Annotated in this window: 22 protein-coding genes and 2 tRNA genes; 9 read left to right on the top strand and 15 right to left on the bottom strand. The window is 71.5% G+C overall.

Annotated elements, in window-relative coordinates; genetic code table 11:
• Positions 1 to 182 precede the first annotated feature (182 nt).
• From ACA089_RS02660 to ACA089_RS02650, 3 genes are all read right to left on the bottom strand, one after another.
• Complete coding sequence (locus ACA089_RS02660) at positions 183 to 1,121, bottom strand: homoserine kinase (protein WP_372013132.1); 939 nt, start codon at positions 1,119 to 1,121, stop codon at positions 183 to 185.
• Positions 1,118 to 3,634 (bottom strand): bifunctional aspartate kinase/homoserine dehydrogenase I, encoded by a 2,517-nt coding sequence (gene thrA / locus ACA089_RS02655; RefSeq protein ID WP_372013130.1) that lies wholly within the window; start codon positions 3,632 to 3,634, stop codon positions 1,118 to 1,120. Before thrA ends, ACA089_RS02660 begins: the two co-directional genes overlap by 4 nt.
• Before the next feature lie 377 nt (positions 3,635 to 4,011).
• Positions 4,012 to 4,088, bottom strand: a tRNA-Arg gene (locus tag ACA089_RS02650).
• Between the two features lie 155 nt (positions 4,089 to 4,243).
• Here ACA089_RS02650 and amaB point away from each other — a divergent pair.
• From amaB to ACA089_RS02605, 9 genes are all read left to right on the top strand, one after another.
• Positions 4,244 to 5,776 (top strand): L-piperidine-6-carboxylate dehydrogenase, encoded by a 1,533-nt coding sequence (amaB, locus tag ACA089_RS02645; protein ID WP_372013128.1) that lies wholly within the window; start codon positions 4,244 to 4,246, stop codon positions 5,774 to 5,776.
• 123 nt (positions 5,777 to 5,899) lie between these two features.
• The gene (locus ACA089_RS02640; RefSeq protein ID WP_372013126.1) at positions 5,900 to 6,673 is read left to right on the top strand and encodes a class I SAM-dependent methyltransferase; all 774 of its coding nucleotides are present in this window, start codon (positions 5,900 to 5,902) and stop codon (positions 6,671 to 6,673) included.
• Between the two features lie 6 nt (positions 6,674 to 6,679).
• Complete coding sequence (locus tag ACA089_RS02635) at positions 6,680 to 7,420, top strand: metallophosphoesterase family protein (RefSeq protein WP_372013124.1); 741 nt, start codon at positions 6,680 to 6,682, stop codon at positions 7,418 to 7,420.
• Between the two features lie 115 nt (positions 7,421 to 7,535).
• Entirely contained in the window at positions 7,536 to 7,817 is a 282-nt protein-coding gene (locus ACA089_RS02630) for a DUF4190 domain-containing protein (protein ID WP_372013122.1), read from the top strand.
• A gap of 12 nt (positions 7,818 to 7,829) precedes the next feature.
• The gene (locus tag ACA089_RS02625) at positions 7,830 to 8,885 is read left to right on the top strand and encodes a quinone-dependent dihydroorotate dehydrogenase (RefSeq protein ID WP_372013121.1); all 1,056 of its coding nucleotides are present in this window, start codon (positions 7,830 to 7,832) and stop codon (positions 8,883 to 8,885) included.
• 40 nt (positions 8,886 to 8,925) lie between these two features.
• Positions 8,926 to 9,966 (top strand): UDP-N-acetylmuramate dehydrogenase, encoded by a 1,041-nt coding sequence (gene murB, locus ACA089_RS02620; protein ID WP_372013119.1) that lies wholly within the window; start codon positions 8,926 to 8,928, stop codon positions 9,964 to 9,966.
• 4 nt (positions 9,967 to 9,970) lie between these two features.
• Positions 9,971 to 10,888 carry a DMT family transporter gene (locus ACA089_RS02615; RefSeq protein ID WP_372013117.1) on the top strand — a complete coding sequence of 306 codons (918 nt, stop codon included), beginning with the start codon at positions 9,971 to 9,973 and terminating at the stop codon, positions 10,886 to 10,888.
• Between the two features lie 74 nt (positions 10,889 to 10,962).
• Positions 10,963 to 11,039, top strand: a tRNA-Pro gene (locus tag ACA089_RS02610).
• A 133-nt stretch (positions 11,040 to 11,172) separates the two neighbouring features.
• Positions 11,173 to 12,390 carry a CynX/NimT family MFS transporter gene (locus ACA089_RS02605; protein WP_372017615.1) on the top strand — a complete coding sequence of 406 codons (1,218 nt, stop codon included), beginning with the start codon at positions 11,173 to 11,175 and terminating at the stop codon, positions 12,388 to 12,390.
• Between the two features lie 43 nt (positions 12,391 to 12,433).
• Here the strand turns inward: ACA089_RS02605 and ACA089_RS02600 are convergent, their stop codons facing one another.
• From ACA089_RS02600 to ACA089_RS02545, 12 genes are all read right to left on the bottom strand, one after another.
• The gene (locus tag ACA089_RS02600; protein WP_372013115.1) at positions 12,434 to 13,705 is read right to left on the bottom strand and encodes a glutamate-5-semialdehyde dehydrogenase; all 1,272 of its coding nucleotides are present in this window, start codon (positions 13,703 to 13,705) and stop codon (positions 12,434 to 12,436) included.
• Positions 13,706 to 13,738: 33 nt separating this feature from the next.
• On the bottom strand, positions 13,739 to 14,887 hold the full coding sequence (proB, locus tag ACA089_RS02595; protein ID WP_372013113.1) for a glutamate 5-kinase: 1,149 nt from the start codon (positions 14,885 to 14,887) through the stop codon (positions 13,739 to 13,741).
• 4 nt (positions 14,888 to 14,891) lie between these two features.
• Complete coding sequence (locus ACA089_RS02590; protein ID WP_372017614.1) at positions 14,892 to 15,125, bottom strand: YciI family protein; 234 nt, start codon at positions 15,123 to 15,125, stop codon at positions 14,892 to 14,894.
• Positions 15,126 to 15,154: 29 nt separating this feature from the next.
• Complete coding sequence (argH, locus tag ACA089_RS02585; RefSeq protein WP_372013111.1) at positions 15,155 to 16,447, bottom strand: argininosuccinate lyase; 1,293 nt, start codon at positions 16,445 to 16,447, stop codon at positions 15,155 to 15,157.
• 3 nt (positions 16,448 to 16,450) lie between these two features.
• Entirely contained in the window at positions 16,451 to 17,407 is a 957-nt protein-coding gene (gene argC, locus ACA089_RS02580) for an N-acetyl-gamma-glutamyl-phosphate reductase (protein ID WP_372013109.1), read from the bottom strand.
• A gap of 10 nt (positions 17,408 to 17,417) precedes the next feature.
• Positions 17,418 to 18,743 carry an acetylglutamate kinase gene (locus ACA089_RS02575; RefSeq protein WP_372013107.1) on the bottom strand — a complete coding sequence of 442 codons (1,326 nt, stop codon included), beginning with the start codon at positions 18,741 to 18,743 and terminating at the stop codon, positions 17,418 to 17,420.
• Positions 18,744 to 18,786: 43 nt separating this feature from the next.
• Complete coding sequence (locus ACA089_RS02570; protein ID WP_372013105.1) at positions 18,787 to 19,887, bottom strand: acetylornithine deacetylase; 1,101 nt, start codon at positions 19,885 to 19,887, stop codon at positions 18,787 to 18,789.
• 9 nt (positions 19,888 to 19,896) lie between these two features.
• Complete coding sequence (locus ACA089_RS02565) at positions 19,897 to 20,337, bottom strand: GNAT family N-acetyltransferase (protein WP_372013103.1); 441 nt, start codon at positions 20,335 to 20,337, stop codon at positions 19,897 to 19,899.
• Entirely contained in the window at positions 20,289 to 20,801 is a 513-nt protein-coding gene (locus tag ACA089_RS02560) for a GNAT family N-acetyltransferase (RefSeq protein WP_372013101.1), read from the bottom strand. Before ACA089_RS02560 ends, ACA089_RS02565 begins: the two co-directional genes overlap by 49 nt.
• A 12-nt stretch (positions 20,802 to 20,813) precedes the next feature.
• A complete protein-coding gene (locus tag ACA089_RS02555) occupies positions 20,814 to 22,019 on the bottom strand; it encodes an argininosuccinate synthase (RefSeq protein WP_372013099.1) in 1,206 nt (401 codons plus the stop codon).
• Between the two features lie 50 nt (positions 22,020 to 22,069).
• Positions 22,070 to 23,077 carry an N-acetylornithine carbamoyltransferase gene (locus ACA089_RS02550; RefSeq protein ID WP_372013097.1) on the bottom strand — a complete coding sequence of 336 codons (1,008 nt, stop codon included), beginning with the start codon at positions 23,075 to 23,077 and terminating at the stop codon, positions 22,070 to 22,072.
• A 321-nt stretch (positions 23,078 to 23,398) separates the two neighbouring features.
• A complete protein-coding gene (locus ACA089_RS02545) occupies positions 23,399 to 23,935 on the bottom strand; it encodes a hypothetical protein (protein WP_372013095.1) in 537 nt (178 codons plus the stop codon).
• Positions 23,936 to 24,082 lie beyond the last annotated feature (147 nt).

Here is a 24,082-nt window from a genome sequence, read left to right as displayed (position 1 = left end):
GGGCAGCGCGCCGCGTCATCCGAGAAGCGCAGGGAACCGGCCGGCGCAGCCGGGGCGGACCGCGTCCCCGGCCGTGCTTTCTTCTGGTTACTTTTCTTTGCACAAGCAAAGAAAAGTGACTCGCGCGGCAGCGCGAAGTCCGCCTTACATCGCCAAGCGGCCATGCGGCCACGCGGCAACCCTCACAACAACACCGCCCCCGCACTATCCACCGCCGACACCCACGCCTGGCTCTCGAACCCGGCCGCCGCGAACGCCGCCTGCACCGCCGGCGCCGCCGCTTCCGCCCGCTCGCGCGACTCGAACCACGCGAACACGCTCGGCCCGGCGCCGGAAATGCTCGCGCCCATCGCCCCGGCTTCCAGCGCCGCCGCCTTGGCCGCGTCGAACCCGGCGATCAGGGGCGCACGCCGCGGCTCGACCAGCACATCGCGCAAGCCGGCGCGCACCAGCTGCGCATCGCCGGCGTGGCAGCCGGCCAGCACCAGGGCCAGGTTCGCGCTCTGCGCCACGAACTCCTTCAGTTCGTAGCTGCCTGCCAGGGCCTCGCGCGCGCGGCGCGTTTCCAGCACCGCTTCCGGATGCACGAGCAGGCTGTGCCAGGCGTCCGGTACCGGGACCCGCACCAGGCGGTCGGCGGTAGCCAGCACCAGCCCACCCAGCAGCATCGGACCGAGGTTGTCGCCATGGCGCCCGCCGCTGGCGACCGCCTCGCCGGCCAGCGCGAACGGATACAGCGCCTGCCGCGGCAACGGCGCATCGAGCAGCGCGTTGGCCGCCACCAGCGCGGCCACGCACGAGGCGGCCGAGCCGCCCATGCCCGAACCCAGGGCGATGCCCTTGTCGATCTCGATCTCGAACCCGAACGGCAGCGCCAGCGCCTCGCGCATCGCCAGCAGTGCGGCACCGGCGGTGTTGCGCTCGGCCTCCAGCGGCAGCGGGAACGGCGCGCCGCGGATCGCCGCGATCCGCACCTGCGGCGCCTCGATGCGGCGCGCGGTGACGGTGTCGCCGACCCCGGCCAGCGGATGGCCGAGGATGTCGAACCCCACCGCGACATTGCCGACCGAAGCCGGCGAGAACGCTCTCGCCTGCCGCTGCGCGCCCGACGCTGCGCTCACAGGCGCGCCCCGCGCCCGGCCGCCACCCGCAGCAGGTCGGCGAACACGCCGGCCGCGGTGACCTCCGGGCCGGCGCCAGGGCCCTGCACGATCAGCGGGTTGTCGCAGTAGCGGCGGGTGGTGAACTGGACGATGTTGTCGGTCAGGCGCAGGTTGGCGAAGGCATGCGCCCTGGGCAGCTCCACCAGGCCGACGCTGGCGCGGCCATCGGCGTCGAGCCTTGCCACGTAGCGCAGCACCTTGCCGGCGGCATGCGCGGCTTGCAGGCGCGCGGCGAACGCGGCATCGACCTGGTGCAGCTGCGTCATGAAGTCCTCGACGCTGGACTCGCGCAGCGATCCCGGCACCAGGCTTTCGACCTGCACGTCCTCCAGGCTCAGGTCGCGCCCGGCCTCGCGCGCCAGGATCACCAGCTTGCGCGCCACGTCGGTGCCCGAGAGGTCGTCGCGCGGATCCGGCTCGGTGTAACCCAGCGCACGGGCCTCGGCCACCAGCTGCGAGAACGGCACGCTGCCGTCGTACTTGTTGAACAGCCAGGCCAGGGTCCCGGAGAAGATGCCTTCGATCGACGTCACCGCGTCGCCGGTATCGAGCAGGTCGCGCAGGGTGGAGATCACCGGCAGGCCGGCGCCGACCGTGGCCTCGTAGCGGAACCTCGCGCCGCTGGCGGCGGCGGCCTCGCGGATGGCGGCGTAGCGCGGCAGCGGACCCGCCCCGGCCTGCTTGTTCGGGGTCACCACGTGGATGCCGGCGGCCAGCCACTGCGGATAGCGGTCGGCCACCTCCGGACTGGCGCTGCAGTCGACGATGGCCACGTGCGGCAGGTGCGAATCGAGCAGGTGCGCGGTGAAGCGGTCCAGGTCGACCGGATCCGGGGCCGCCTTGAACCGCTCGCGCCAGTCGTCCTCGATCCCGCGCGGATCCAGCAGCTGGCGGCCGCGCGAAGCGATGGCCCGCAGGCGCAGGTCGAGGTTGGCGCGCTCGAGCAGGCCGCCGCGCGCGGCCAGCAGCTGGTCCAGCAGGGTCGCGCCGACGTTGCCCGGGCCGATCACGCCGACCGCGAAGGTCTGCGGCGACAGGTAGAAGCCGGCATGCGCCGCCCGCAATGCACGCGTGGCGTGGTCGCTGTCGATCGCCACCGAGATGTTGCGCTCCGACGAGCCCTGCGCGATCGCGCGGATGTTGACCTGGGCCCGGCCCAGCGACTCGAACAGGCGCGCGGCCACGCCGGGCTGCCCGGCCATGCCGTCGCCGACCGCGGCCAGCACGCTGATCCCGGGGACCTGCTGCACGCGCTGGACCTGGCCGACGGTGAGCTCGTGGGCGAAGGCGTTGACCAGCGCGGCCTGCGCGCGGTCGGCGTCCTCCTGCTTCACCACGCAGCAGATGGAGTGCTCGGACGAGCCCTGCGAGATCATCACCACCGAGACCTTGGCGTTGCGCAGCGCCGCGAACACCCGCTCGGCCGTGCCCGGCACGCCGATCAGGCCGGTGCCCTCCAGGTTCACCAGCGCCAGGTTCGGGCTGAGCGTGAGGCCCTTCACCGGGCCGCTGAAATCGCGCTCGGCGGTGATGCGCGTGCCGGGGTGGTCGGGCTGGAAGGTGTTGCGGATGATGATCGGCAGGCCGCGCTCGATCGCCGGCGACATGGTCTGCGGATGCACGACCTTGGCGCCGAAGTAGGCCAGCTCGCAGGCCTCGTCGTAGCTCAGCGATTCCAGCTGGACCGCTTCCGGCACCACCCGCGGGTCGGCCGAGAGCACGCCGTCGACGTCGGTCCAGATGTGCAGCTCATCGGCCTCGAACAGCGCGGCGAAGATCGCGCCCGAATAGTCGCTGCCGTTGCGGCCCAGGGTGGTGATGCGGTCCTGCGCGTCGCGGGCGACGAAGCCGGTGACCACCACGCGCGGCTGCGGGTTGGCCTTGCGCCAGCTCGCCAGGCGCGTCGCGCTGGCATCCCAGTCCACGTCCACGCCCAGCTCGCCGTGGCTGACCACGAGCACGTCGCGCGCGTCGAGCACCGCGCACTCCTCGCCCAGCGCGCGCAGGTGCTCGCCGAGCAGGCGGGCCGAATACACCTCGCCCTGCCCCTGCACCCGCTGCAGCACCTCGTCCGGAAGGCCGCCGATCACGCTCAACGCGGCCAGCACCTGGGCCAGTTCGTCGAAGCGCTGGTCCAGCCATTCCACCGCCGGCCCCGCGTGCTCGCCCAGCAGCGCGACCGCCGCGCCGCGATGGCGCGCGCGCAGTTCGTGCCAGCGCTCGCGCCATTCCGGGGTGATGCTGCCGTTGGCCGTGGTCGCGGCCAGCCGCGCCAGCTCGATCAGCGCATCGGTGACGCCCTTCATCGCCGAGACCACGGTCACCTGGACGCCCTCCTCGCGCGCCAGCAGCAGGCGCGCGACGTGGCGGTAGCGCTCGGCATCGGCGACCGAGGTGCCGCCGAACTTGTGCACGACCGTGCGAGCGGCGGCGGCGGGAAGGACGTGGGCTTCTGCGGCGTGCAACGACATGGAGGACCTCGGTGGTGGAGGCCCCGCGCGCGTCCGGTGGCGGGTCGCCCCGCTACCTGATCCAGGTGCGGGGCCGTGGTTTCGCGGGTTACACGAAGACGACGGACCGCACCGGGCGGGTAATACCGGTGGCGGTGGTAATGATCGTGGTGATGCCGGTGGCCGACGCGCAGGCGCGCTTCCGCCCCGGGGGGGGAAGCTGGGGCGCGCGGGCGTTCGGCATCGACATGGCCCTCACAAGACAGCATCGCCCGGGCGGCTGTCAAGTGTTGCGACGCCGCAACGGCCGGAAATTTTCCGTTGCGAAAGAAACAGTTAGCGCATCCGGCCGCGGACCGCCCTGTCGGTGGACCCGGAGCGTGGCTTGGCTGTGGCGATGGTGACCCCGGCGCGATTCGAACGCACGACCTGTCCCTTAGGAGGGGACCGCTCTATCCAGCTGAGCTACGGGGCCACGGCCGGCGATTGTCGCATGGCCTCCCGGAGCGGCCAATGCCAGGGGGCTGCGGGGAGCGCTTTGCTAGAATCGGCCCACGCATCGAGACGCCGCCGTCCCCCAGCCGCGGCGCGACTCCGGGCCCCGCGCCTGCACCCTTTCCAGGAGTTTCCATGTCCGATTCCCTGCTCAAGGCACTGGGCCTTGGCGCCACCAATTCCGGCACCTACCTCGGCAACGGCACCTGGTCCGACGCCACCGGCGCCGGCGTGCTCACCCCGGCCAATCCCACCACCGGCGAGGTCATCGCGCAGGTCCAGGCCACTACCGAGGCCGACTACGAGACCGTGGTCGCCAACGCCCAGGCCGCGTTCAAGGCCTGGCGCAGCGTGCCGGCCCCGCGCCGCGGCGAGGCGATCCGCCTGTGCGGCGACGCCCTGCGCCGGAACAAGGACGCGCTGGGCTCGCTGGTCGCGCTGGAAATGGGCAAGAGCAAGGCCGAAGGCGACGGCGAAGTGCAGGAGATGATCGACATCGCCGACTTCGCCGTGGGCCAGAGCCGCATGCTCTACGGCTACACCATGCATTCGGAGCGCCCAGGCCACCGGATGTACGAGCAGTACCAGCCGCTGGGGCTGGTGGGCATCATCAGCGCGTTCAATTTCCCGGTCGCGGTGTGGGCGTGGAACTCGTTCCTGGCCGCGATCTGCGGCGACATCTGCCTCTGGAAGCCGTCCAACAAGACCCCGCTGACCGCGATCGCCTCGCTGAAGATCTGCAACGAGGCGCTGAAGGAAGGCGGCTTCCCGGACATCTTCTTCCTGGTCAACGACGCCGGCACCGCGCTGGCCGAGAAGTTCGTGGAAGACAGGCGCATCCCGCTGATCAGCTTCACCGGCTCGACCCAGGTCGGCCGCGAGGTCGCGGTCAAGGTCGCCCGCCGCATGGGCCGCTGCCTGCTCGAGCTGGGCGGCAACAACGCGATCATCCTCGACGAGACCGCCGACCTGAAGCTGGCCATCCCCGGCATCGTCTTCGGCGCGGTCGGCACCGCCGGCCAGCGCTGCACCACCACCCGCCGCCTGATCGTGCACGAGTCCATCTACGACGCCGTGCTGGAAACGCTGGTCAAGGCGTACAAGCAGGTCGAGGGCAAGATCGGCGACCCGCTCGACACCGCCAACCTGATGGGCCCGCTCAACAGCGCCGGCGCGGTGCAGCAGTTCCTCGACAGCGTGGCCAAGGCCAAGGCCGCCGGCGGCACCGTGGTCACCGGCGGCACCGCGCTGGACCGTCCGGGCCACTTCGTCCTGCCGACGATCATCACCGGCCTGAAGAACAGCGACGAGGTCGTGCAGCACGAAACCTTCGCCCCGATCCTCTACGTGATGAAGTACTCGGAGCTGGACGAGGCGATCGAGATGCAGAACGGCGTGCCGCAGGGCCTGTCGTCCTCGATCTTCACCCAGAACCTGAAGGCGGCCGAGAAGTTCCTGTCGGCGGCCGGCAGCGACTGCGGCATCGCCAACGTCAACATCGGCACCTCCGGCGCGGAGATCGGCGGCGCGTTCGGCGGCGAGAAGGACACAGGCGGCGGCCGCGAGTCCGGTTCGGACGCGTGGAAGGTCTACATGCGCCGGCAGACCAACACGATCAACTACTCCGATTCGCTGCCGCTGGCGCAGGGCATCAAGTTCGACCTGTAAGGCCGGACCACCGGGCAGGCCGTGCCTGCCCGGCGGACGGCGTGCGCGTGGCGCGGGGCTGGGCGCCACGGCCGTGATCACGGGAGCGGCAGGGCCCGCACCGACCTGGCAGAGGAGCTGCGCGTGTCCGACCTGGCATCGACAAGCCGCTTCACCGACCGCGTCGCCGACTACGTGCGCTACCGGCCGGACTATCCGGCGGCGCTGGTCGACTGGCTGCGCGAGGTGCACGGCGTGACGCCCGCCTGGACGGTCGCCGACATCGGCGCCGGCACCGGCATTTCCTCGAAGATGTTCCTCGACGCCGGACACGCGGTGACCGCGGTCGAACCGAACGCGGCGATGCGCGAGGCCGCGGTCGCCCGGCTCGGCGGCGATCCCCGCTTCACCGCGATCGACGGCCGCGCCGAGGCCACCGCCCTGCCCGACGCCAGCGTCGACCTGGTCTCGGCCGCGCAGGCCTTCCACTGGTTCGACCAGCAGGCGGTGAAGCCGGAGTGGCGGCGCATCCTGCGCCCGGGCGGGCGGGTGGCCGTCTACTGGAACTCGCGCCGGCTTGCCGGCACGCCGTTCCTGGAGGGCTACGAACGCCTCCTGCTGGACCATGGCCTGGACTACAGCAGCGTTTCCGAGCGCTATGGCGACGACGACCACATGCGCCGTTGGTTCGGCACCGGCCTGCGCGGCATGGCGAGCTTCCCGCACTCGCAGCGGCTGGACCTGCAGGCGCTGCGCGGGCGCCTGCTGTCGTCCTCGTATGCGCCGCGACCGGGACATCCGGGCCACGAAGCCATGCTGGAGGCACTGGCACGGCTGTTCGCCGCCACCGCCCGCGATGGCCACGTCGACTTCGACTACGACACCCGCATCTTCCTCGGCGTGCCGGACCCGGATTGAGCCGGCGTGCGCATCGCCGCCCTCTCCGACATCCACGGCAACCTCCCGGCGCTCGAGGCGGTGCTGGCCGACATCGCGCGTCGCGGCTGCGACATCACGGTCAACCTCGGCGACATCGTCTCCGGCCCGCTGTGGCCGCGCGAAACGCTCGAGCGCCTGGCCCCGCTCGCGCTGCCGACGATCGCGGGCAACCACGAGCGGCAACTGCTCGGCGATCCGGCCACGCTGGCCCCGTCCGACGCGCACGCGCGCCAGGCGCTGGCCGGTGCGCAGCTGGACTGGATCCGCGCTCTGCCCCCGCTGCTGCGCATCGACGACGTGCTGCTGTGCCACGGCACCCCGGGCAGCGATATCGAGTACCTGCTCGACGACATCGTCGACGGCCACCTCGCGGCCAGCGTCCCGGCGGTGGTCGAGGCCCGGCTCGACCATCCCCTGGCGCTCGATGCCACCCTGGTGCTCTGCGGGCATTCCCACACCCCTCGCACGCTGCGGCTGGCCGATGGCCGCGTGGCCTGCAACCCCGGCAGCGTCGGACTTCCCGCATTCGCGACCGGCCGCCCGGTGCCGCACCGCGCCGCAACCGGCTCGGCGCACGCGCGCTACGCGATGCTCGAACGGGTCGGCGGCGCCTGGCAGCCACGGCTGCTGTCGGTGGCCTATGCCGAAGAGCGCGCCGCGGCGCGCGCCGGGGCCCGGGGCCGGCCGGACTGGGCGCACGCCCTGCGCCACGGCCGCATGCCGTGACCGGCGTGGCACCCGGGCCGCGCGCCGTTCTGGGATAATCGCGGCCCATCGACGCCCCGTTCCCCCGATGGCGCCCGGCCGCCACGGCCGTCACCTGCCCCCGACAGGATCCCCCATGGACCAGATCCGCCAGACCAGCTCACTCGCCATCGCCAGCCTGGTGTCCGGCATCCTCGGCTGGACGCTGCTCCCGTTCATCGGCACGGTCGTGGCGATCATCACCGGGCACATGGCCCGCGCCGAAATCCGCCGCAGCAGCGGGCGCCTGGCGGGCGACGGCCTGGCGATCGCCGGCCTGGTGCTCGGCTGGGTGTCGGCGCTCCTGCTGCTGGCCGGCGTGGTCATCATCTTCGCGTTCCTGGGCGGCCTCGCCTGGCTGGCCACCCTCAACGGCTGAGGATTCCGCTTCGTGTATCCGTTCGCGCGCCCCTTCCTGTTCTGCCTCGATGCCGAACGCGCCCATGGAATGGGACTGAAATCGCTGGACCTGGCCTATCGCAGCGGGGCGATCGGTATGGTCGCCAGGCCGCGGCCACCGCTTCCGACCAAGGTGCTCGGGCTGGCCTTCCCCAATCCGGTCGGCCTGGCTGCCGGCCTGGACAAGAACGGCGAGCACATCGATGCGCTCATGGCGCTGGGTTTCGGCTTCGTCGAGATCGGCACGGTCACCCCGCGCCCGCAGCCGGGCAACCCGAAGCCGCGGATGTTCCGCCTGCCCGGCGACGAGGCGGTGATCAACCGGCTCGGGTTCAACAATGCCGGCGTGGACGCGCTGGTGCGCAATGTCGGGCGCGCGCAGCGCAAGGGTGGCCTGCTCGGCATCAACATCGGCAAGAACAAGGACACCTCGAACGAGGACGCGGCGAACGACTACCTGTATTGCCTGCAGCGGGTGTACCCGCTGGCCGACTACATCACGGTCAACATCTCGTCGCCCAACACCGCCGGCCTGCGCGAGCTGCAGGAGGAGCAGGCGCTGCGCCGCCTGGTCGGAACGCTGCGCGAATCGCAGGAGCGCCTGGCCGCCCAGCATGGCCGGCGCGTGCCGGTGCTGGTCAAGGTCGCCCCCGACCTGAGCGATGCCGACATCGACGCGGCCGCACGGGTGCTGTCGGACCTCGGCGTGGACGGCGTGGTCGCGACCAACACCACCATCGCCCGCACCGCCGTGCAGGGCCACCGCCATGCGCGCGAGGCCGGCGGCCTGTCGGGCGCGCCGCTGATGGGCCAGTCGACGCTGGTGCTCCGCCGCCTGCGCACCCGCCTGCCCGAATCCATCCCGCTGGTCGGCGTCGGCGGGATCATGTCCGGGGCCGACGCGGTGGCGAAGATGGCCGCCGGCGCCAGCCTCGTGCAGTGCTACACCGGCCTGGTCTACCGCGGTCCGGAACTGGTCGGCGAATGCATCGACGCGATGCGCCGGCGCAAGGAATCGCCCAGCCGCGGCACGGCCGATCCGGCATGACCGGCCCGCGACCCCCTGCGCCGGCAGCGGGCGCGCCGGCATGACCGCGCTTTTCCGCCTGCTGCGCGATGCCGACCTGTCCACGCGCAACACGTTCGCGGTCGCGGCGCGCACGCCGTGGCTGCTGGAAGTCAACGACCCGGCCGCGCTCGCCGAGGCCCTGGACCTGGAACAGGTACGCGGCCTGCCACTGCTGATGCTCGGCGGCGGCAGCAACCTGCTGTTCGCCGGCGACGCCCCCGGGGTGACGGTGGCGGTGCGGGCCCCCGAGGTGTCGATCATCGAGGATCGCGGCGACCGCGCCATCGTGCGTGCCGGCGCGGGGGTCGACTGGCACCGGCTGGTGACCTGGAGCCTGGACCGGGGACTGTGCGGCCTGGAGAACCTGGCCCTGATCCCCGGCAGCACCGGCGCCGCACCGATCCAGAACATCGGCGCCTACGGGGTGGAAGTGGGCGAACACATCGTCGCCGTGGACGCGTGGGACCGCCACGCGCGGCAACCGGTCCGGCTGGACCGTGCCGCCTGCGCCTTCGGCTACCGCGACAGCGCATTCAAGCGCGACCCGGGGCGCTGGATCGTCACCGCGGTGGAGCTGGACCTGGCGAAACGCGCGGCGCCGCGCCTGGACTACGCGGGGATCGGCGAGGAGCTGGCCCGGATGGGCGTGGCCGCTCCGGGCGCGCGCGACGTGGCCGAGGCGGTGATCCGGATCCGGCGCCGCAAGCTGCCCGATCCGGCGGTGGTCGGCAACGCCGGCAGTTTCTTCAAGAATCCGATCGTGCCGGCGGCGCAGGCGCAGGCGCTGCTGGATGCGCATCCGCGGCTGCCCGCCTTTGCCGGCGATGGCGAAGCCACCCGCAAGCTGTCCGCGGCCTGGCTGATCGACGCCTGCGGCTGGAAGGGCGCGCGCGAAGGCGACGCCGGCGTGTCCGCGGCGCACGCGCTGGTGCTGGTCAACCATGGCCACGCGACGGGGCTGCAGCTGCTGGACCTGGCGCGCCGCATCGCCGCGTCGGTGCATGCGCGTTTCGGCGTGGCGCTGGAGCCGGAACCGCGGATCGTCGGCGCGGACTGGTAGCGACATGAGCGCCGCCGCCCCCGCCTCCACCCACTGGCGCGCGGCGCGGCTGATGCTCGGCAGCACGCTGCTGTTCGGGCTGATGGCGGTGGCGATCCGGCTGGCCTCGGCCAGCCTGCACACCTTCGAGGTCGCGTTCTTCCGCAACTTCTTCGGCCTGCTCGCCGCGCTGCCGCTGCTGCTGCGCCACGGCCCCGGGCTGCTGCGCACCACCCAGTTCCCCCGCTACCTGTTCCGATGCCTGGTCGGGATCTGCTCGATGCTGGCCGGGTTCTGGGCGATCGGGCACCTGCCGCTGGCGCAGGCGGTGGCCCTGTCCTATTCCACCCCGCTGTTCGCCACGATCGCCGCCGCCGCGCTGCTCGGCGAGCAGGTGCGCGCGCGGCGCTGGGCGGCGGTGGTGCTCGGCTTCGTCGGGGTGCTGGTCGTGGTGCGTCCGGGCGATGCGGAATTCAGCATGGGCACCCTGGTGGCGCTGCTGGCCGCGCTGCTGTCGAGCATCGTCGCCATCCAGATCAAGCAGCTGTCGGCCACCGAGCCGGCCGACCGGATCGTCATCTACACCACGCTGCTGTGGGTGCCGATGTCGCTGGTGCCGGCGTGGGGCGTGTGGCAGTGGCCGCAGGGGATCGCCTGGGCCTGGGTGGTCGCCGCCGGCGTATTCGGCACCGGCGGGCACATGCTGTGGACGCGGGCCCTGAAGCTGGGCGAGGTTTCCGCGCTGACCCCGATCGGGTTCATGCAGCTGCCGGTCGTCGCGGTGTTCGGCTGGCTGCTGTTCGGCGAAACGCTGGACCGCTGGACCCTGCTTGGCGCGGCGGTGATCCTCGGCGCGAACGCCTACATCGCCCATCGCGAAGCCGTGCTCGCCCGCGGCGCCGCCTCCGCCGCGTCCAGCTCGGCGGCCAAGCCCGGCGAGTAGCGCGGCGGACCTCGAAAATTTTCGGCCCGAACTTGCCGCGGACGCCGTCGATCCAGTATCATGCGCGGCCTTGTCGGGGTGTAGCTCAGGCTGGTAGAGCGCTACGTTCGGGACGTAGAGGTCGCAGGTTCGAATCCTGTCTCCCCGACCATTGATCCATGCAGTCCAGCGGTACGCAGACCGGCCTCGCGCCGGTTTTTGCGTTTCAGGGCCCGCCGATGGCCGGCCCGCCGCACGCACCCGGCCGCCGAATGAACCCACGCCCGCTCCCCCGCGATGCCCGCCTGCACGGCCGGATGCTCGTCCTCGCCGGCATCCTGCTGTCGGCGTTCAACCTGCGCACCGCGGTCACCTCGCTGACCCCGTTGCTGGACGTGCTCGGCACCCAGTTCGGGTTCGGCCCGACCGTGGCCGGCCTGCTGGGCATGGTCCCCACCGCCGCCTTCGCCGTGGCCGGCGTCGGCACGCCGCGCCTGGCCCACCGGCTGGGCCTGGAGCGCACCGCCGTGCTGTCGATGGCCCTGGCCGCGAGCGGTCTGCTGTGGCGTTCGCTGAGCGGTGGCACCGGCGGCCTGCTCGGCGGTTCGGCCCTGGCGCTGGCGGGCATGGGCATCGGCAACGTGATCCTGCCGCCGCTGGTCAAGCGCTACTTCCCCGACCGGATCGGCCCGCTCAGCAGCCTCTACATCACCGTGCTGCAACTGGGCACGATCCTGCCGGCGCTGCTGGCGGTGCCGCTGGCCGATGCGGCCGGCTGGCGGGTGTCGATGGGCGTGTGGACCCTGGTGGCCGCCGCCGCGATCCTGCCGTGGCTGGGCGTGCTGCGGATCGAGCGTCGCGCGGGCAGCACGCTGGCGCGGATGCACGACCACGCGGTGGCCCCGGGCGACGAAGCGCCCGAGCTGGCCGCGCCGCCGGCGCGCGGCCGGGTCTGGCGCACCGGCCTGGGCTGGGGCCTGGCGCTGATGTTCGGCACCACCTCGCTGGTCACCTACGCCATGTTCACCTGGCTGCCCAAGCTGCTGGTCGAAGCCGGCGGCAGCCCGGCATTCGGCGGCTACATGCTGGCGCTGTACTCGGCGCTGGGCATGGTCGGCGCGCTGACCATGCCGTCGCTGGCCACGCGCATGCGCAATCCCTTCCCGCTGGCGCTGGTCTGCGCGGCCTGCCACCTGTCGGCATTCGCCGGCCTGCTGTGGGCGCCGATGGCCGCGCCGCTGCTGTGGGCGGTACTGCTGGGGCTGGGCCCCAGCACGTTCCCGCTGACGCTGACCCTGGTGAACCTGCGCACCCGCAGCGCCGCCGGATCGGCCTCGCTGTCCGGCTTCATGCAGGGCGTGGGTTACGGCCTGAGCTGCCTCGGACCGCTGCTGTTCGGCTGGCTGCACGAGCGCAGCCTTGGCTGGGGCATGCCGTTCGCGTTCCTGGCGCTGTGCGTGGGCGTGATGCTCGCCGGGGCGTGGCTGGCCTGCCGGCCGGCCATCCTCGAGGACCGCTGGTAGGCGACTCGGTACCGTTCGTTCGACGGACGCCCGCCAGCGCCCCTCAGGTCCGGTCGACCAGGTCCGGATGCCGGACCTGGCCTTCGCCGCGCACCACGAAACGCTCCACCGTCAGCGCCTCCAGTCCCATCGGGCCATAGGAATGCAGGCGCGTGGTCGAGATGCCGATCTCGGCTCCCAGCCCCAGTTCGCCGCCATCGGAGAAGCGGGACGAGGCGTTGACCATCACCACCGCCGTACGCAGGGCCTGCACGAACGCCTCCGCATGCGCGGGATCGCGGGTCACGATCACTTCGGTATGGTCCGAGCCGTGGCGCCGGATGTGGGCGATGGCCGCGTCCAGGTCCGGCACGACGCGGATGGCCAGCACCAGGTCCAGGTATTCGGCCGCGTAATCGTCCTCGGTGGCCTCGCCGATGCCGCCGGCCAGGGCGCGGCTGGCCGCGTCGCCGCGCAGCTCCACGCCATGGGCGCGCAGCGCCTGCGCCGCACGCGGCAGGAACGCGCCGGCCACCGCTTCGTGAACCAGCAGCGTCTCCAGCGAATTGCAGGCCGCCGGCCGCGACACCTTGCCGTCCACCAGCAGGCGCAGCGCCAGGTCGAGGTCGGCGCCGGCGTCGACGTACTGGTGGCACACGCCCTTGTAGTGCTTGATCACCGGCACCCGCGCGTGTTCGGCCACGAAACGGATCAGCCCTTCGCCGCCGCGCGGGATCGCCAGGTCGACGATATCGTTGAGCTGCAGGAGCTCGAGCATGGTCTCGCGGCGCAGGTCCTCGACCAGCGTCAACGCGGCCTCGTCGATGCCGGCGTTCGCCAGCGCGCGACGCAGGGCCCGGGCGATGGCGGTGTTGGAATGGATCGCCTCCGAACCGCCACGCAGGATCACGCCGTTGCCGGCCTTGATGCACAGCGCCGCGGCATCGGCGGTGACGTTCGGCCGCGCCTCGTAGATCATCGCGATCACCCCCAGCGGCACCCGCACCTTCTGCACCCGGATGCCGTTGGGGCGCACGTCCTCGCGGGTCACCTGCCCGACCGGGTCCGGCAGCGCGGCGACCTCGCGCAGGGCGGCCGCGATGCCGGCGAGGCGCCGGGGATCCAGTGCCAGGCGGTCCAGCATCGCGCTGCCCGTGCCCTTGGCGCGGGCGCTTTCCAGGTCGCGGGCGTTGGCCGCCAGGATCGTCGTCGCATCGCCTTCCAGCGCCGCGGCCATGGCTTCGAGCAGGTCGCGCTTGGCCTGCGAGGGCAGCGTGGCGAGCACCTGCGCCGCTTCGCGGCACCGCAGGGCGAGGGTCTTGATGTCGTCGGTCATGGCGTGGCCCGTGGCGTGGAGGGGACGGCGCGGCTACAGGACGACCAGGTCGTCCCGGTGGATCACGTTGCCGCCGTAGTTGTAGCCGAGGATGGCCTCGATCTCGCGCGAGTGCCGGCGCGCGATCCGGCGCACGTCGACTGCCGAGTACTGGCTGATCCCGCGCGCGATCCGGCGTTCGCCGTCGCCATCGCGCAGCAGCACCTCGACCATGTCGCCACGGCGGAAGTCGCCCTCGGCCGCGACCACGCCGCCGGGCAGCAGCGACGCCCCCTTGTCGGCCAGCGCGCCCGCGGCACCGGCGTCGACCACGATCGCGCCGGGCTCGACCGGCGCGTGGCGCAGCCAGTACTTGCGCGCGGCGATGCGGCTGCGCGCGGCACGGATCCGGGTGCCCTGCAGGTGGTCGTGGGCCAGGCCGCGCACCACCTCGGCGCGGCGGCCGTTGAACAGGACGGTGTCGATGCCGGCCGCGCCGGCCTTGGCGGCCGCCTCCAGCTTGGTCCGCATGCCGCCGGTGCCGACCTCGCTGCCGCTGCCGCCGGCCATGGCGAACACCTCGGGCGTGAGTTCGGCGACCTCCGGGACCAGCCTGGCCTGGGGGTGCGTGCGCGGATTGGCGTCGAACAGGCCATCGATGTCGGTGGCGATGAACAGCACCTCCGCGTCGATCAATGCGGCGACGATCGCGGCCAGGTTGTCGTTGTCGCCGAGCTTGAGCTCGTCGACCGAAACGGTGTCGTTCTCGTTGACCACCGGCAGCGCGCCCAGCCGCAGCAGTTCGTTGAGGGTGGCGCGCGCGTTGAGGTAGCGGCGGCGGTTGCGCAGGTCGTCGTGGGTCAGCAGTACCTGCGCCACCGGGCGCTCGAAGAAGCGCTGCCACAGCCCGATCAGCTGCGCCTGGCCGAGGGCGGCCAGCGCCTGCCGTGCGGCCATCGCCGCGCCCGCCTCCTCCGCCCTCGGCAGGATCGCGCGGCCGGCCGCGACCGCGCCGGAGGACACGACCACCACCTCGCGGCCGGCGGCCTGCGCGGCCGACACGAACTGGGCCAGGCCCAGGGCGAAACGCGGCGACAGTCCGCCGCCGTCGGCGGCGAGCAGGCTGCTGCCGACCTTCAGTACCGCCCGCCGCCACGACGGCAGGGACTGGACGTTCTGCGTTGCGGCGGGGTCGGCGTTCATGCGCTCAGCGTGTGATCCATTCGCGGACGGTGATGTCGGAACTGCCGGTGGTGGCCAGCGGGTCGGCAGCCACGATCGCCTGCGCCTGCGCCAGGTCGGCGATGTTCTCGAGCACGTAGGCGCCGCCGCTGCGGTCGCTGAAGCCGCCGGTCATCGCCAGCTGGCCGCGCGCCCTCAGGTCGTCGAGGAAGGCCAGGTGCGGTGCCACCACGGCCTCGTCGAACCCGGCACGGCGCATGGCCAGCACGAGGTAGCGGGTGGTCGTGCTCACAACGCCTCCCAGCGCGCGCGCAGTTCGTCCAGGCGCAGGTCGGCGGCCGAGCCGGGCGACACGCGCGCGGCCAGGCTGCCTTCCGGCGTGCGCCCCTGCCCGGCCGAATCGGCCGCCGCGGCGGCGGCCTTGTAGGCCTCGCGGAACGGCACGCCGGCGACGGCCGCCTCCACCGCGACATCGGTGGCGTACATGCCCGAGTCGATCGCCGCGCGCAGCCGGTCTTCGCGCCACTCCAGGTTGGCCAGCAGCGCCGGCAGCAGTTCCAGCGCGGCCAGGCCGCGGCCGAAGCCGTGGAAGATCGCGCCCTTCGACGCCTGCAGGTCGCGGTGGTAGCCCGACGGCAGCGACAGCAGCTGCTCGATCTCGGTGCGCGCGGCGGCCACGCTGGCGTGGGTGGCGCGCATCAGTTCGATCACGTCCGGGTTGCGCTTGTTCGGCATGATCGAGCTGCCGGTGGTGTACTGCGCCGGCAGCGCGACGAAGCCGAACTCGGCGCTGGTGAACAGCGACAGGTCCCAGGCGATGCGGCGCAGGTCCAGGGTGGCGCTGCCCAGCGCTTCCAGCGCGGCCATCTCGAACTTGCCGCGCGAGAGCTGTGCGTAGATCGGGCTGACCTGCATCCGGGCGAAGTCGAGCGCGGCCGTGGTGTGCTCGCGGTCCAGCCTGAGGTTGACGCCATAGCCGGCGGCGGTGCCCAGCGGATTGGCATCGACCAGCTTCAGGGTGTCGGCGGCGCGCACCGCATCGTCGATGAAGGCTTCGGCCCACCCGGCCCACCACATGCCGGCCGAGGAGACCACGGCGCGCTGGATGTGGGTGTAGCCGGGCACCGGCAGCGGGCCTTCGGCCCGGGCACGGTCGAGTGCGACCTTGGCGACCTCGCGCGACAGCTGCGCCACGCGGGCGAGCTTCTCCTTCAGCCACAGGCGCGTGGCGACCAGGATCTGGTCGTTGCGGCTGCGGCCGGTATGGATCTTGCGGCCGGCATCGCCCAGGCGCTGGGTCAGCCGCGCCTCGATCGCCGAATGGCCGTCCTCGTAGGCCTCGTCCAGCACGAAGGCGCCGGACCGGAAGTCGTCGGCGAGGATCGCCAGCTCGCGCACCAGTCCGTCCAGTTCGCCCTGCGAGAGGATGCCGATGCGCTGCAGCCCTTCGGCATGCGCGCGGCTGGCGGCGATGTCGTGCAGGAAGAACTCGCGGTCCAGGATCACGTCGTCGCCGGCGAGGAAGCGCTGGATCTGCGCGTCCACCGCCACGCCGGGCTTCTGCCACAACAGGTCTGCCACGGGTTACTCCTTGACCGGGATCGAGGTGAGCTCGTCGAAGCCCAGCGCGAGGTTGATGTTCTGCATGGCCTGGGTGGCCGCGCCCTTGAGCAGGTTGTCCAGGGTCGCCACCAGCACCAGGCGCTTGCCGCCGGGGGCCACGGTGAAGCCACCGATCTCCACCCCGTGGCGGCCGGCGATCCGGCTGACCCAGGGCGCCTGCTCGACCACGTCCACCAGCGGCTCGCGCGCGTAGCGCTGTTCATAGCGCGCGCGCACCCAGTCGGCCTTGACCGGCTCGGTCAGCCACAGGTTGGCGGTCAGGGTGATCCCGCGGAAATGCGGCGCCACATGCGGCATGAACTCGACCGGCACGCGCAGCTGCGCGGAAACCTCGCGCTCGTGCATGTGGTCGGCCAGCGAATACGGCATCAGGTTGTCGCGCAGCAGCTCGACGTCGTTCTTGTCCGAAGGCGTGGTGCCCGCTCCGGAGTAGCCGGAGACGCCGAAGCACTGCGGCGGCCCGGCCAGGTATTCGAGCATCGGCCAGATCGCCAGCTGCATGGCCGTCGCATAGCAGCCGGGGTTGCTGATCCGCTTCCGGCCGTCGTAACCGCCGCGGGTGATCTCGGGAAGGCCGTAGTACCAGGCCGGGTCGAAGCGGTGGTCGGCCGACAGGTCCACCACCAGCGTGTCCGGCCGCGCCGCGTCGATCGCCGCGACGTAGGGCGCGGCCTTGCCGTTGGGCAGCGCCAGCACCACCACGTCGGCGCCGGCCGCGGCCACCGCCGCCGGATCGAGGCTCGCGTAGCGCAGTTCGCCGCGATAGGCGTCGTTGTGCTCGGCCACGCGCTGCCCGTCGAGCTCGCGCGAGGATACGAACGCCAGTTCCAGCCCCGGGTGGCCGGCCACCAGGCGGATCAGCTCGGTGCCGGTGTGCCCGCGCGCGCCGACGATGCCAATGCTCTTCTTCGCAGTCATGTCCTGTTCCTCAGCCGCGCAAGGTCGGCTGGCGGGTGGCGCAGTGGGCCACGCAACGCTCGATCCGGCCGAAACCGTCCAGTCCGTACCAGAACACCTTCCACTTCTCCTGCTTGATGCAGCCGTCGGACTCGGCGTAGTAGAAGATGTTGACCTGGTTGTTGTGCCGCGACCGCCAGAACAGTTCGGGGGTTTCCTCGCGCATCACGTTCCAGACCGCCCGGCCGAGGCCCTCGCCCTGCGCGTCGTCGAGCACCGCGAACTTGTCCAGGTACACGCCCTCCTCCGTGCCGAGCAGGACCACTGCGGCGCGGTAGTTCTCGCTGACGTAGGCCCGCAGCAGCGGCGTGGATTCGAAGTACCCCGGCACCAGCTCGCGGCCGAAGCTGGACTCGATCAGCGACTTCATCCGGTCCAGGTCCAGCTCGTCCCACGAGGTCGCGCGCAGCACCTTCTCGCCGCGCCGGACCAGGGTGCCCGAGCCCTTGTGGGTGAACAGCTCCTTGGCCAGGTCGGCCGGCCGGGTGATCGACACCGACGAGGTCAGCGGCAGCCGGTCGAGCAGGTCCTTGATCTGCTCGATCTTGACCTTCATGCCGCCGTGCAGCCACGGCTGCGCCATCAGGTGCCCGTACTCGGTGGACAGGTTGATCGAATCGATCACCCGGCCCCCGGCGTCGAGCAGGCCGCCGGTACCGGTGAGGAAGATGATCTTGTACGGCTGCAGCACCTGCACCAGCTCGTTGGCCGAGAAGTCGGCGTTGACGTTGAGGATCTGCCCGCCGGCGGTCTCGCCGAGGCTGGCGATCACCGGGATCGAGCCGGCCTGCAGGCTGGCCTCGATCGGCGCCAGGTTCACCGCCTTGACCTCGCCGACCAGGCCGTAGGTGTCGCGGTCCATGTACTCGGCCTCGAACACGCCGCCGGTGATCGAGGTGGCGCGCGCGCCGGCCTGCTGCAGGGCTTCGACCAGGCGCAGGTTGGAGGCCTGGAACACCTTGCGCACGATCGCCAGCGCCTCGGGCGTGGTCACGCGCAGGCCGTTGACCGTCTGCTTCTCGATCCCGGCCGCTGACAGCTCCTGGTCCAGCTGGGGGCCGGCGCCGTGCACCACGATCGGGGTCAGCCCGACTTCCTGCAGGAAGGCCAGCGACGAGGTCAGCGCCTCCAGGTCGTCGCGCAGCACCGCGCCGCCGACCTTGACCACGGCGAAGCGCTTGGCGTCCAGCTGCGAGAAGCGCTTGAGGTACTGGCTGATCTCCTTCGCGCTGGCCATGCTGGAAAGCAGGCGCACGATGGTCTGGCGGGTCTGGGTCGGGGTGGCGGAAACGTTCACTGGCTCGGGTCTGCGGAATGTCTTGATGGAGTGGGAGTGCGGCTCAGGCGACGCCGTTGATGATCGCGTGCACCGAAGCGGCGTAGCGCTGCAGCTGCTCCAGCGTCACGAACTCGTCGGCGGTATGGGCCTGGGCGATGTCGCCGGGCCCGTAGACCAGGGCGGTATAGCCGCCGGCGGAGAACAGCGAGGCCTCGGTCCAGAAGTCGACCGCGTTGCCGATCGGCAGCCCCAGCGCGTCAGCCACGTCGCGCGCGGCCAGCCGGCGCTCCTCGGCACGGGCGACGTCGCCGGACGGCAGGCTCGGGCCGCGGAAGGTTTCCTCGAAATGCGCGGCCGCCGGTTCGGCTAAGCCGCCGAAGGTCGCCAGCAGCTGGTCGATGTCCATCGACGGCAGGGGGCGGAAGCCGAAGCGCAGCTCGGCCTCCGGCGCGATCATGTTGGCCTTGATCCCGCCCTCGATCCTGCCGATGTTGAAGCGCAACCCGGTCAGCCCGCCGAAGCGCGCATGCGCCAGCGACTGCACGTGGTCGAGCGCGCGATCGCCCCAGCGCACCGCCTGGTGCAAGGCGCTTGCGGCGGCGTCCTGCGGGCCCGAAGCATGGCCGGCGCGACCCTTGAACCTCATCAGCACCGAGGAGATGCCGCGGTGCGCCAGCACCGCCTCGCCCATGGTCGGTTCGGCGACCAGGATCGCCTCGTACGGGATGCCGCGGGCCAGGAAAGCGGCAATGCAGCGCGGATCGTTGGCCTCCTCGTCGGAGGAGAACAGGAACGCGGCATCGCCGTCGCCGGCATGGGCCGCGGCCACCAGCGCGGCCGCCGCGCCCTTGATGTCGCACACGCCCAGGCCGACCACGCGGTCCTCGAGCCGGCGCATCACGTGCGGGTCGGCGCTCCAGTGCGGGGAGTCGGGCACCGTGTCCAGGTGCACGTTGAACAGGTACTTCGGCTCGCCGCGGACCGCGTACAGGCTGACCGCGCCGGCGCCGTGGTCGACCACCTCGACATGGAAGCCGGGCAGCTGCGAACGCAGGTAATCGAAGATGCCGCCCTCGGCGGCGATCGCGCGCGGCGGATTGCGGGTGTCGAAGGACACCAGCTTTTCCAGGTGCGCGAGGGTGGATTCGAGCAGGTCGGTCATCGGTCGTGGTCAGGGGGCCGTGGTGGCGGCCTGGTAGATGTCGGGGCGCAGGATTTCCATCAGCGTCTGCGGCCGCGAAGGCGCGGCGAAGCCGTACTGCGCGTACAGGCCATGGGCATCGCCGGTGGCCAGCATGAATCGGCGCAGGCCTTGCAGCTGCGGATGGGCCATGACCGCGTCCATCAGCTGCTTGCCGAAGCCGCGGCCGCGCTGCGGGGGCAGCACGAACACGTCGGCCAGGTAGCCGAAGGTCGCGCCATCGGTGGTGACCCGCGCGAACGCCACCTGCCCTTCGCCGTCCAGGTAGCCGCCGAAGCAGAGCGATCCGGCGATCGCCCGCTCCACCGTCGCGCGCGGGATGCCACGGCTCCAGTAGGCGTCCTCGGACAGGAACCGGTGGATCAGGTCCACGTCGAGGTCGCCGCGGTCGGTGCTGATGCGGAGGTCCATGTCAGAGCGTCCGGGCGAATTCGACGAAGCCGGCATCGCGCACCCAGCCTTCTGGCATAAAGCGACTGCGCCGGCGTGTTGTCGACCGCGGTCGACAGCACCAGTTTCACCGCGCCGCGCGAACGCGCGTCGTCGCCGGCGCGGCGCAGCAACGCGCGGGCGACGCCGCGGCCGCGCGCTTCGGGCACCACGAACAGGTCGTTGAGGACCTCGATCGGTGCGGTTCCCACCGACGTGAACGACGGATACAGCTGCACGAAGCCCAGTGCCCCGCCCTGCGCATCCAGCGCCAGCAGCAGCTGGGAGTCGCCCCGCTCCAGCCGCTCGCGCAGGAATGCGCCGGCGCGTACCGGATCTGACGGCTGCCCGTAGAACACCCGGTAACCGTCGAACAGCGCGGCCAGCGCCGGCAGGTCGCCCCGGCCGGCACTGCGCACCTCGAAGCTGGCGTTGGCCGCGCTCACCGGTTCACCGCCTCAGCGGTTGACCTCGGCCCACAGCGTGCTGCTCATGCCGAACAGCTTGATGAAGCCCTCGGCCTCCTCGACGCCCCAGTCGGCCGACTGCGCGTAGGTGGCGCCCTTGGCGTTGAGGATGTGCGGCGAGCGGATCGCGACCGCGTCGACGCGGCCACCGCGGGTTTCCAGCACCACCTCGCCGTTGACCTGCGACTGCGAGGACGCCAGGAACGCCTCGAGGTCGGCCTTCAGCGGGTCGTGGTAGAAGCCCTCGTACACCAGTTCCACCCACTTGCGCGCCACGTCCGGCTTGAAGCGGTTCTGCTGCTTGCTCAGCACCGCCTCTTCCAGCGCGCGGTGCGCGGCCAGCAGCGCGGTGATGCCCGGCGCCTCGTACACGATCCGGCCCTTCAGGCCGATCACGGTGTCGCCGGTGTACATGCCGCGGCCGACGCCGTACTGGGCGAACATGGTATTGAGCTTCGCGAGGATCTTCGCGCCTTCCAGCGGCTTGCCGTCCAGCTCCACCGCCTCGCCCTGCACGAACTTCAGCGTCACCTGCAGCGGTTCGGCCGGCCAGGCCGCGCGCGGCGCGCACCAGCCGCGGGCGCCCTCGCCAGGCGCTTCCCACTTGTCGATCTCGCCGCCGGACATGGTCACGCCCAGCAGGTTCTCGTTGATGGTGTAGCTCTTCTGCTTGGCGCGCACTTCGAAGCCGCGCTCCTCCAGGTACTTCTGCTCGTAGGCGCGGGTCTGGGTGTGCTGCTTCTGGATCTCGCGGATCGGGGCGACGATGCGGTAGTCGCCCTGCGCCTTGACCGCCAGGTCGAAGCGGACCTGGTCGTTGCCCATGCCGGTGCAGCCGTGCGCGATGGCGTTGGTGCCCAGCTCGGCTGCGCGCGCCAGCGCCGCGTCGACGATCAGGTAGCGGTCGGAGACCAGCAGCGGGTACTGGCCCTGGTAGCCCTCGCCGGCCTGCACGAACGGCTTGACGAAGCCGTTCCAGATCGCGTCGCCGCCATCGACGGTGACATGGCTGGCCACGCCCAGCTCGGCCGCGCGCGCCTCGATGAAGGCGCGCTCCTCGGCATCGACGCCGCCGGTGTCGGCGAAGACGGTGTGCACGTTCCAGCCCTGCTCCTTCAGGTACGGAACGCAGAAGCTGGTATCCAGGCCGCCGGAGAAGGCCAGGACGATGTCGCGGGATTGGTTGGGGGTGCTCATGTGCGGGGGTTCCGTGGGGAATGCTTCGGGATTGCGTGCAGGGGGGCGGCTCAGCGGACGAGTGCGGCCATGACCGCCTTCTGCACGTGCAGGCGGTTCTCGGCTTCGTCGATGGCGATGCAGTTCGGCGAGTCCATCACCGCGTCGGTCGCCTTCACGTTCCGGCGCAGCGGCAGGCAGTGCGAGAACACGCCATTGTTGGTCAGCGCCATCTTCGCCTCGTCGACGATGAAGTGCTTGTACCGGTCGCGGATCGGCTTCTCCGGCTCCCAGTTGCCGAAGTACGGCAGCGCGCCCCAGCTCTTGGCGTAGACCACGTCGGCGCCGGCATAGGCCGATTCGATGTCGTGGCTGACCTGGAACGAACCGCCGCTCTCGGCGACGTTGTCGTTGGCCCAGCCGATGTAGCGTTCGTCGAGCACGTACTCGGGCGTGGGGCACAGCAGGGTCACGTCCATGCCCATGCGCGTGGCGATGGTCAGCGCCGAATTCGCCACCGCCGTGTTCAGCGGCTTCGGATGGTAGGTCCAGGTCAGCACGTACTTCCTGCCGCGCAGGTCGGACGTGCCGAAGTGCTCCTGCAGGGCCAGCGCATGGGCCAGCTCCTGGCACGGATGGGTGATCGTCTCCATGTTGATCACCGGCACGGTCGAATACTTGGCGAACGCCTTGAGCACGTGGTCTTCGCGGTCGTAACCCCAGTCCTTGAACTTCGGGAACGCGCGCACGCCGATCAGGTCGACGTAGCGGGCCAGCACCCGCGCCACTTCGGCGATGTGCTCCTCGGTGTCGCCGTCCATCACCGTGCCCAGGTCGAACTCGATCGGCCACGCGTCCTTGCCCGGCTGCAGCACGATCGCGTGCGCGCCCAGCTGGAACGCGCCCAGTTCGAAGCTGGTGCGCGTGCGCATCGACGGATTGAAGAACACCAGCGCGATCGACCTGCCCTTGAGCTCGCCGCCCAGCTTGTTGCGCTTGAACAGCGCGGCCTGGGTCAACAGCGCGTCCAGCTCCGGGCGGCTCCAGTCCTGGGTGTTGAGGAAGTGCTTGAGCGACATCGATCGTTTCCTTGCGGCGGTGGCGGCCCGGAGGCCTGGACGGGGCGGGATCTACGCGGATTCTCTTGCGGCTGAAACTTTCCCCGGGCCAGAAACGAAAAAACCCAGCCTGGGGCTGGGTTTTCCGAACGGACAGCACGACGCTCCGGTCACCCAGCGGAAATGTGGGATTCCGGTCGGCGCGCGCGCGAGGTCATCCCGGAGGCCATCCGGGCGGCGCTTGCGGCGTGCGGCTGCAGGTCGGTGTTCATGGGTCGCGCATCGTCGCACGCAGGCCCGCGCAGGCGCAAGCGCCGGCACCGGGTACGGGCGGTGCCGCGCTCAGGGCGGGGGCAGCGGGGGCGCTTCGGCCTCCCACGGCGTGACCGAGACCCGGATCCGCAGGCGGTTGCCCGGATCCTCGGCCAGCCGCGAGCGGTACTTCGTGCCCTTGTAGACGTAGTCCACGTCATAGGCGATCGGACGCTGGAACTGGCGATCGACCTGGACCAGCCGGCAGTTGTCGCGCCGGGTCGGCGCGGGCGCGGGCACGGGGGTCGCGGGGGCGGCCGCCGCCTCCTCGCCGGAGAAGACGCCCTTGACCGAGTCCCACATGCGCGAGAACGCACCGGGCTCGGGCTTCTTCTCGACCGGCTTGTCCGCGGCGGCGGGCGCCGGCTCGCAGCGCTCCTCGGTGCGCGACGCACGCAGGGTCTGGTAGACCGGCTCGACGCGCAGCACCTGCGCGTACTCGATCTTGACGTTCTCGGCGGGAACCACTCGGATCCGGCCGTCGGACTGCGCTCCCTCCTGGGCCAGCGCCGGCTGCATCGCGCAGCAGGCCATGCCCAGCAGTGTGAGTTCCAGCATGCGGCGCATCGGGTCCGGTGACGACAGGCGTGAGGCCACAGTTTAGGCCGGACGCCTTGCAGCCCGCTGAACCGCAGCCGGTCGGCGGACCCATCGGCGGGCCCGTGGGCATGCGCCGCCACCGCGCCGGACCGGCCGCGGCGCGCGGCACGCTAG

Origin of the sequence: Pseudoxanthomonas fibrivorans (assembly GCF_041464125.1) — a bacterium.
GTDB lineage: Bacteria > Pseudomonadota > Gammaproteobacteria > Xanthomonadales > Xanthomonadaceae > Pseudoxanthomonas.
The sequence above is the reverse complement of the archived record's forward strand: the minus strand, read 5'-3'. Positions and strand labels throughout refer to the sequence as shown.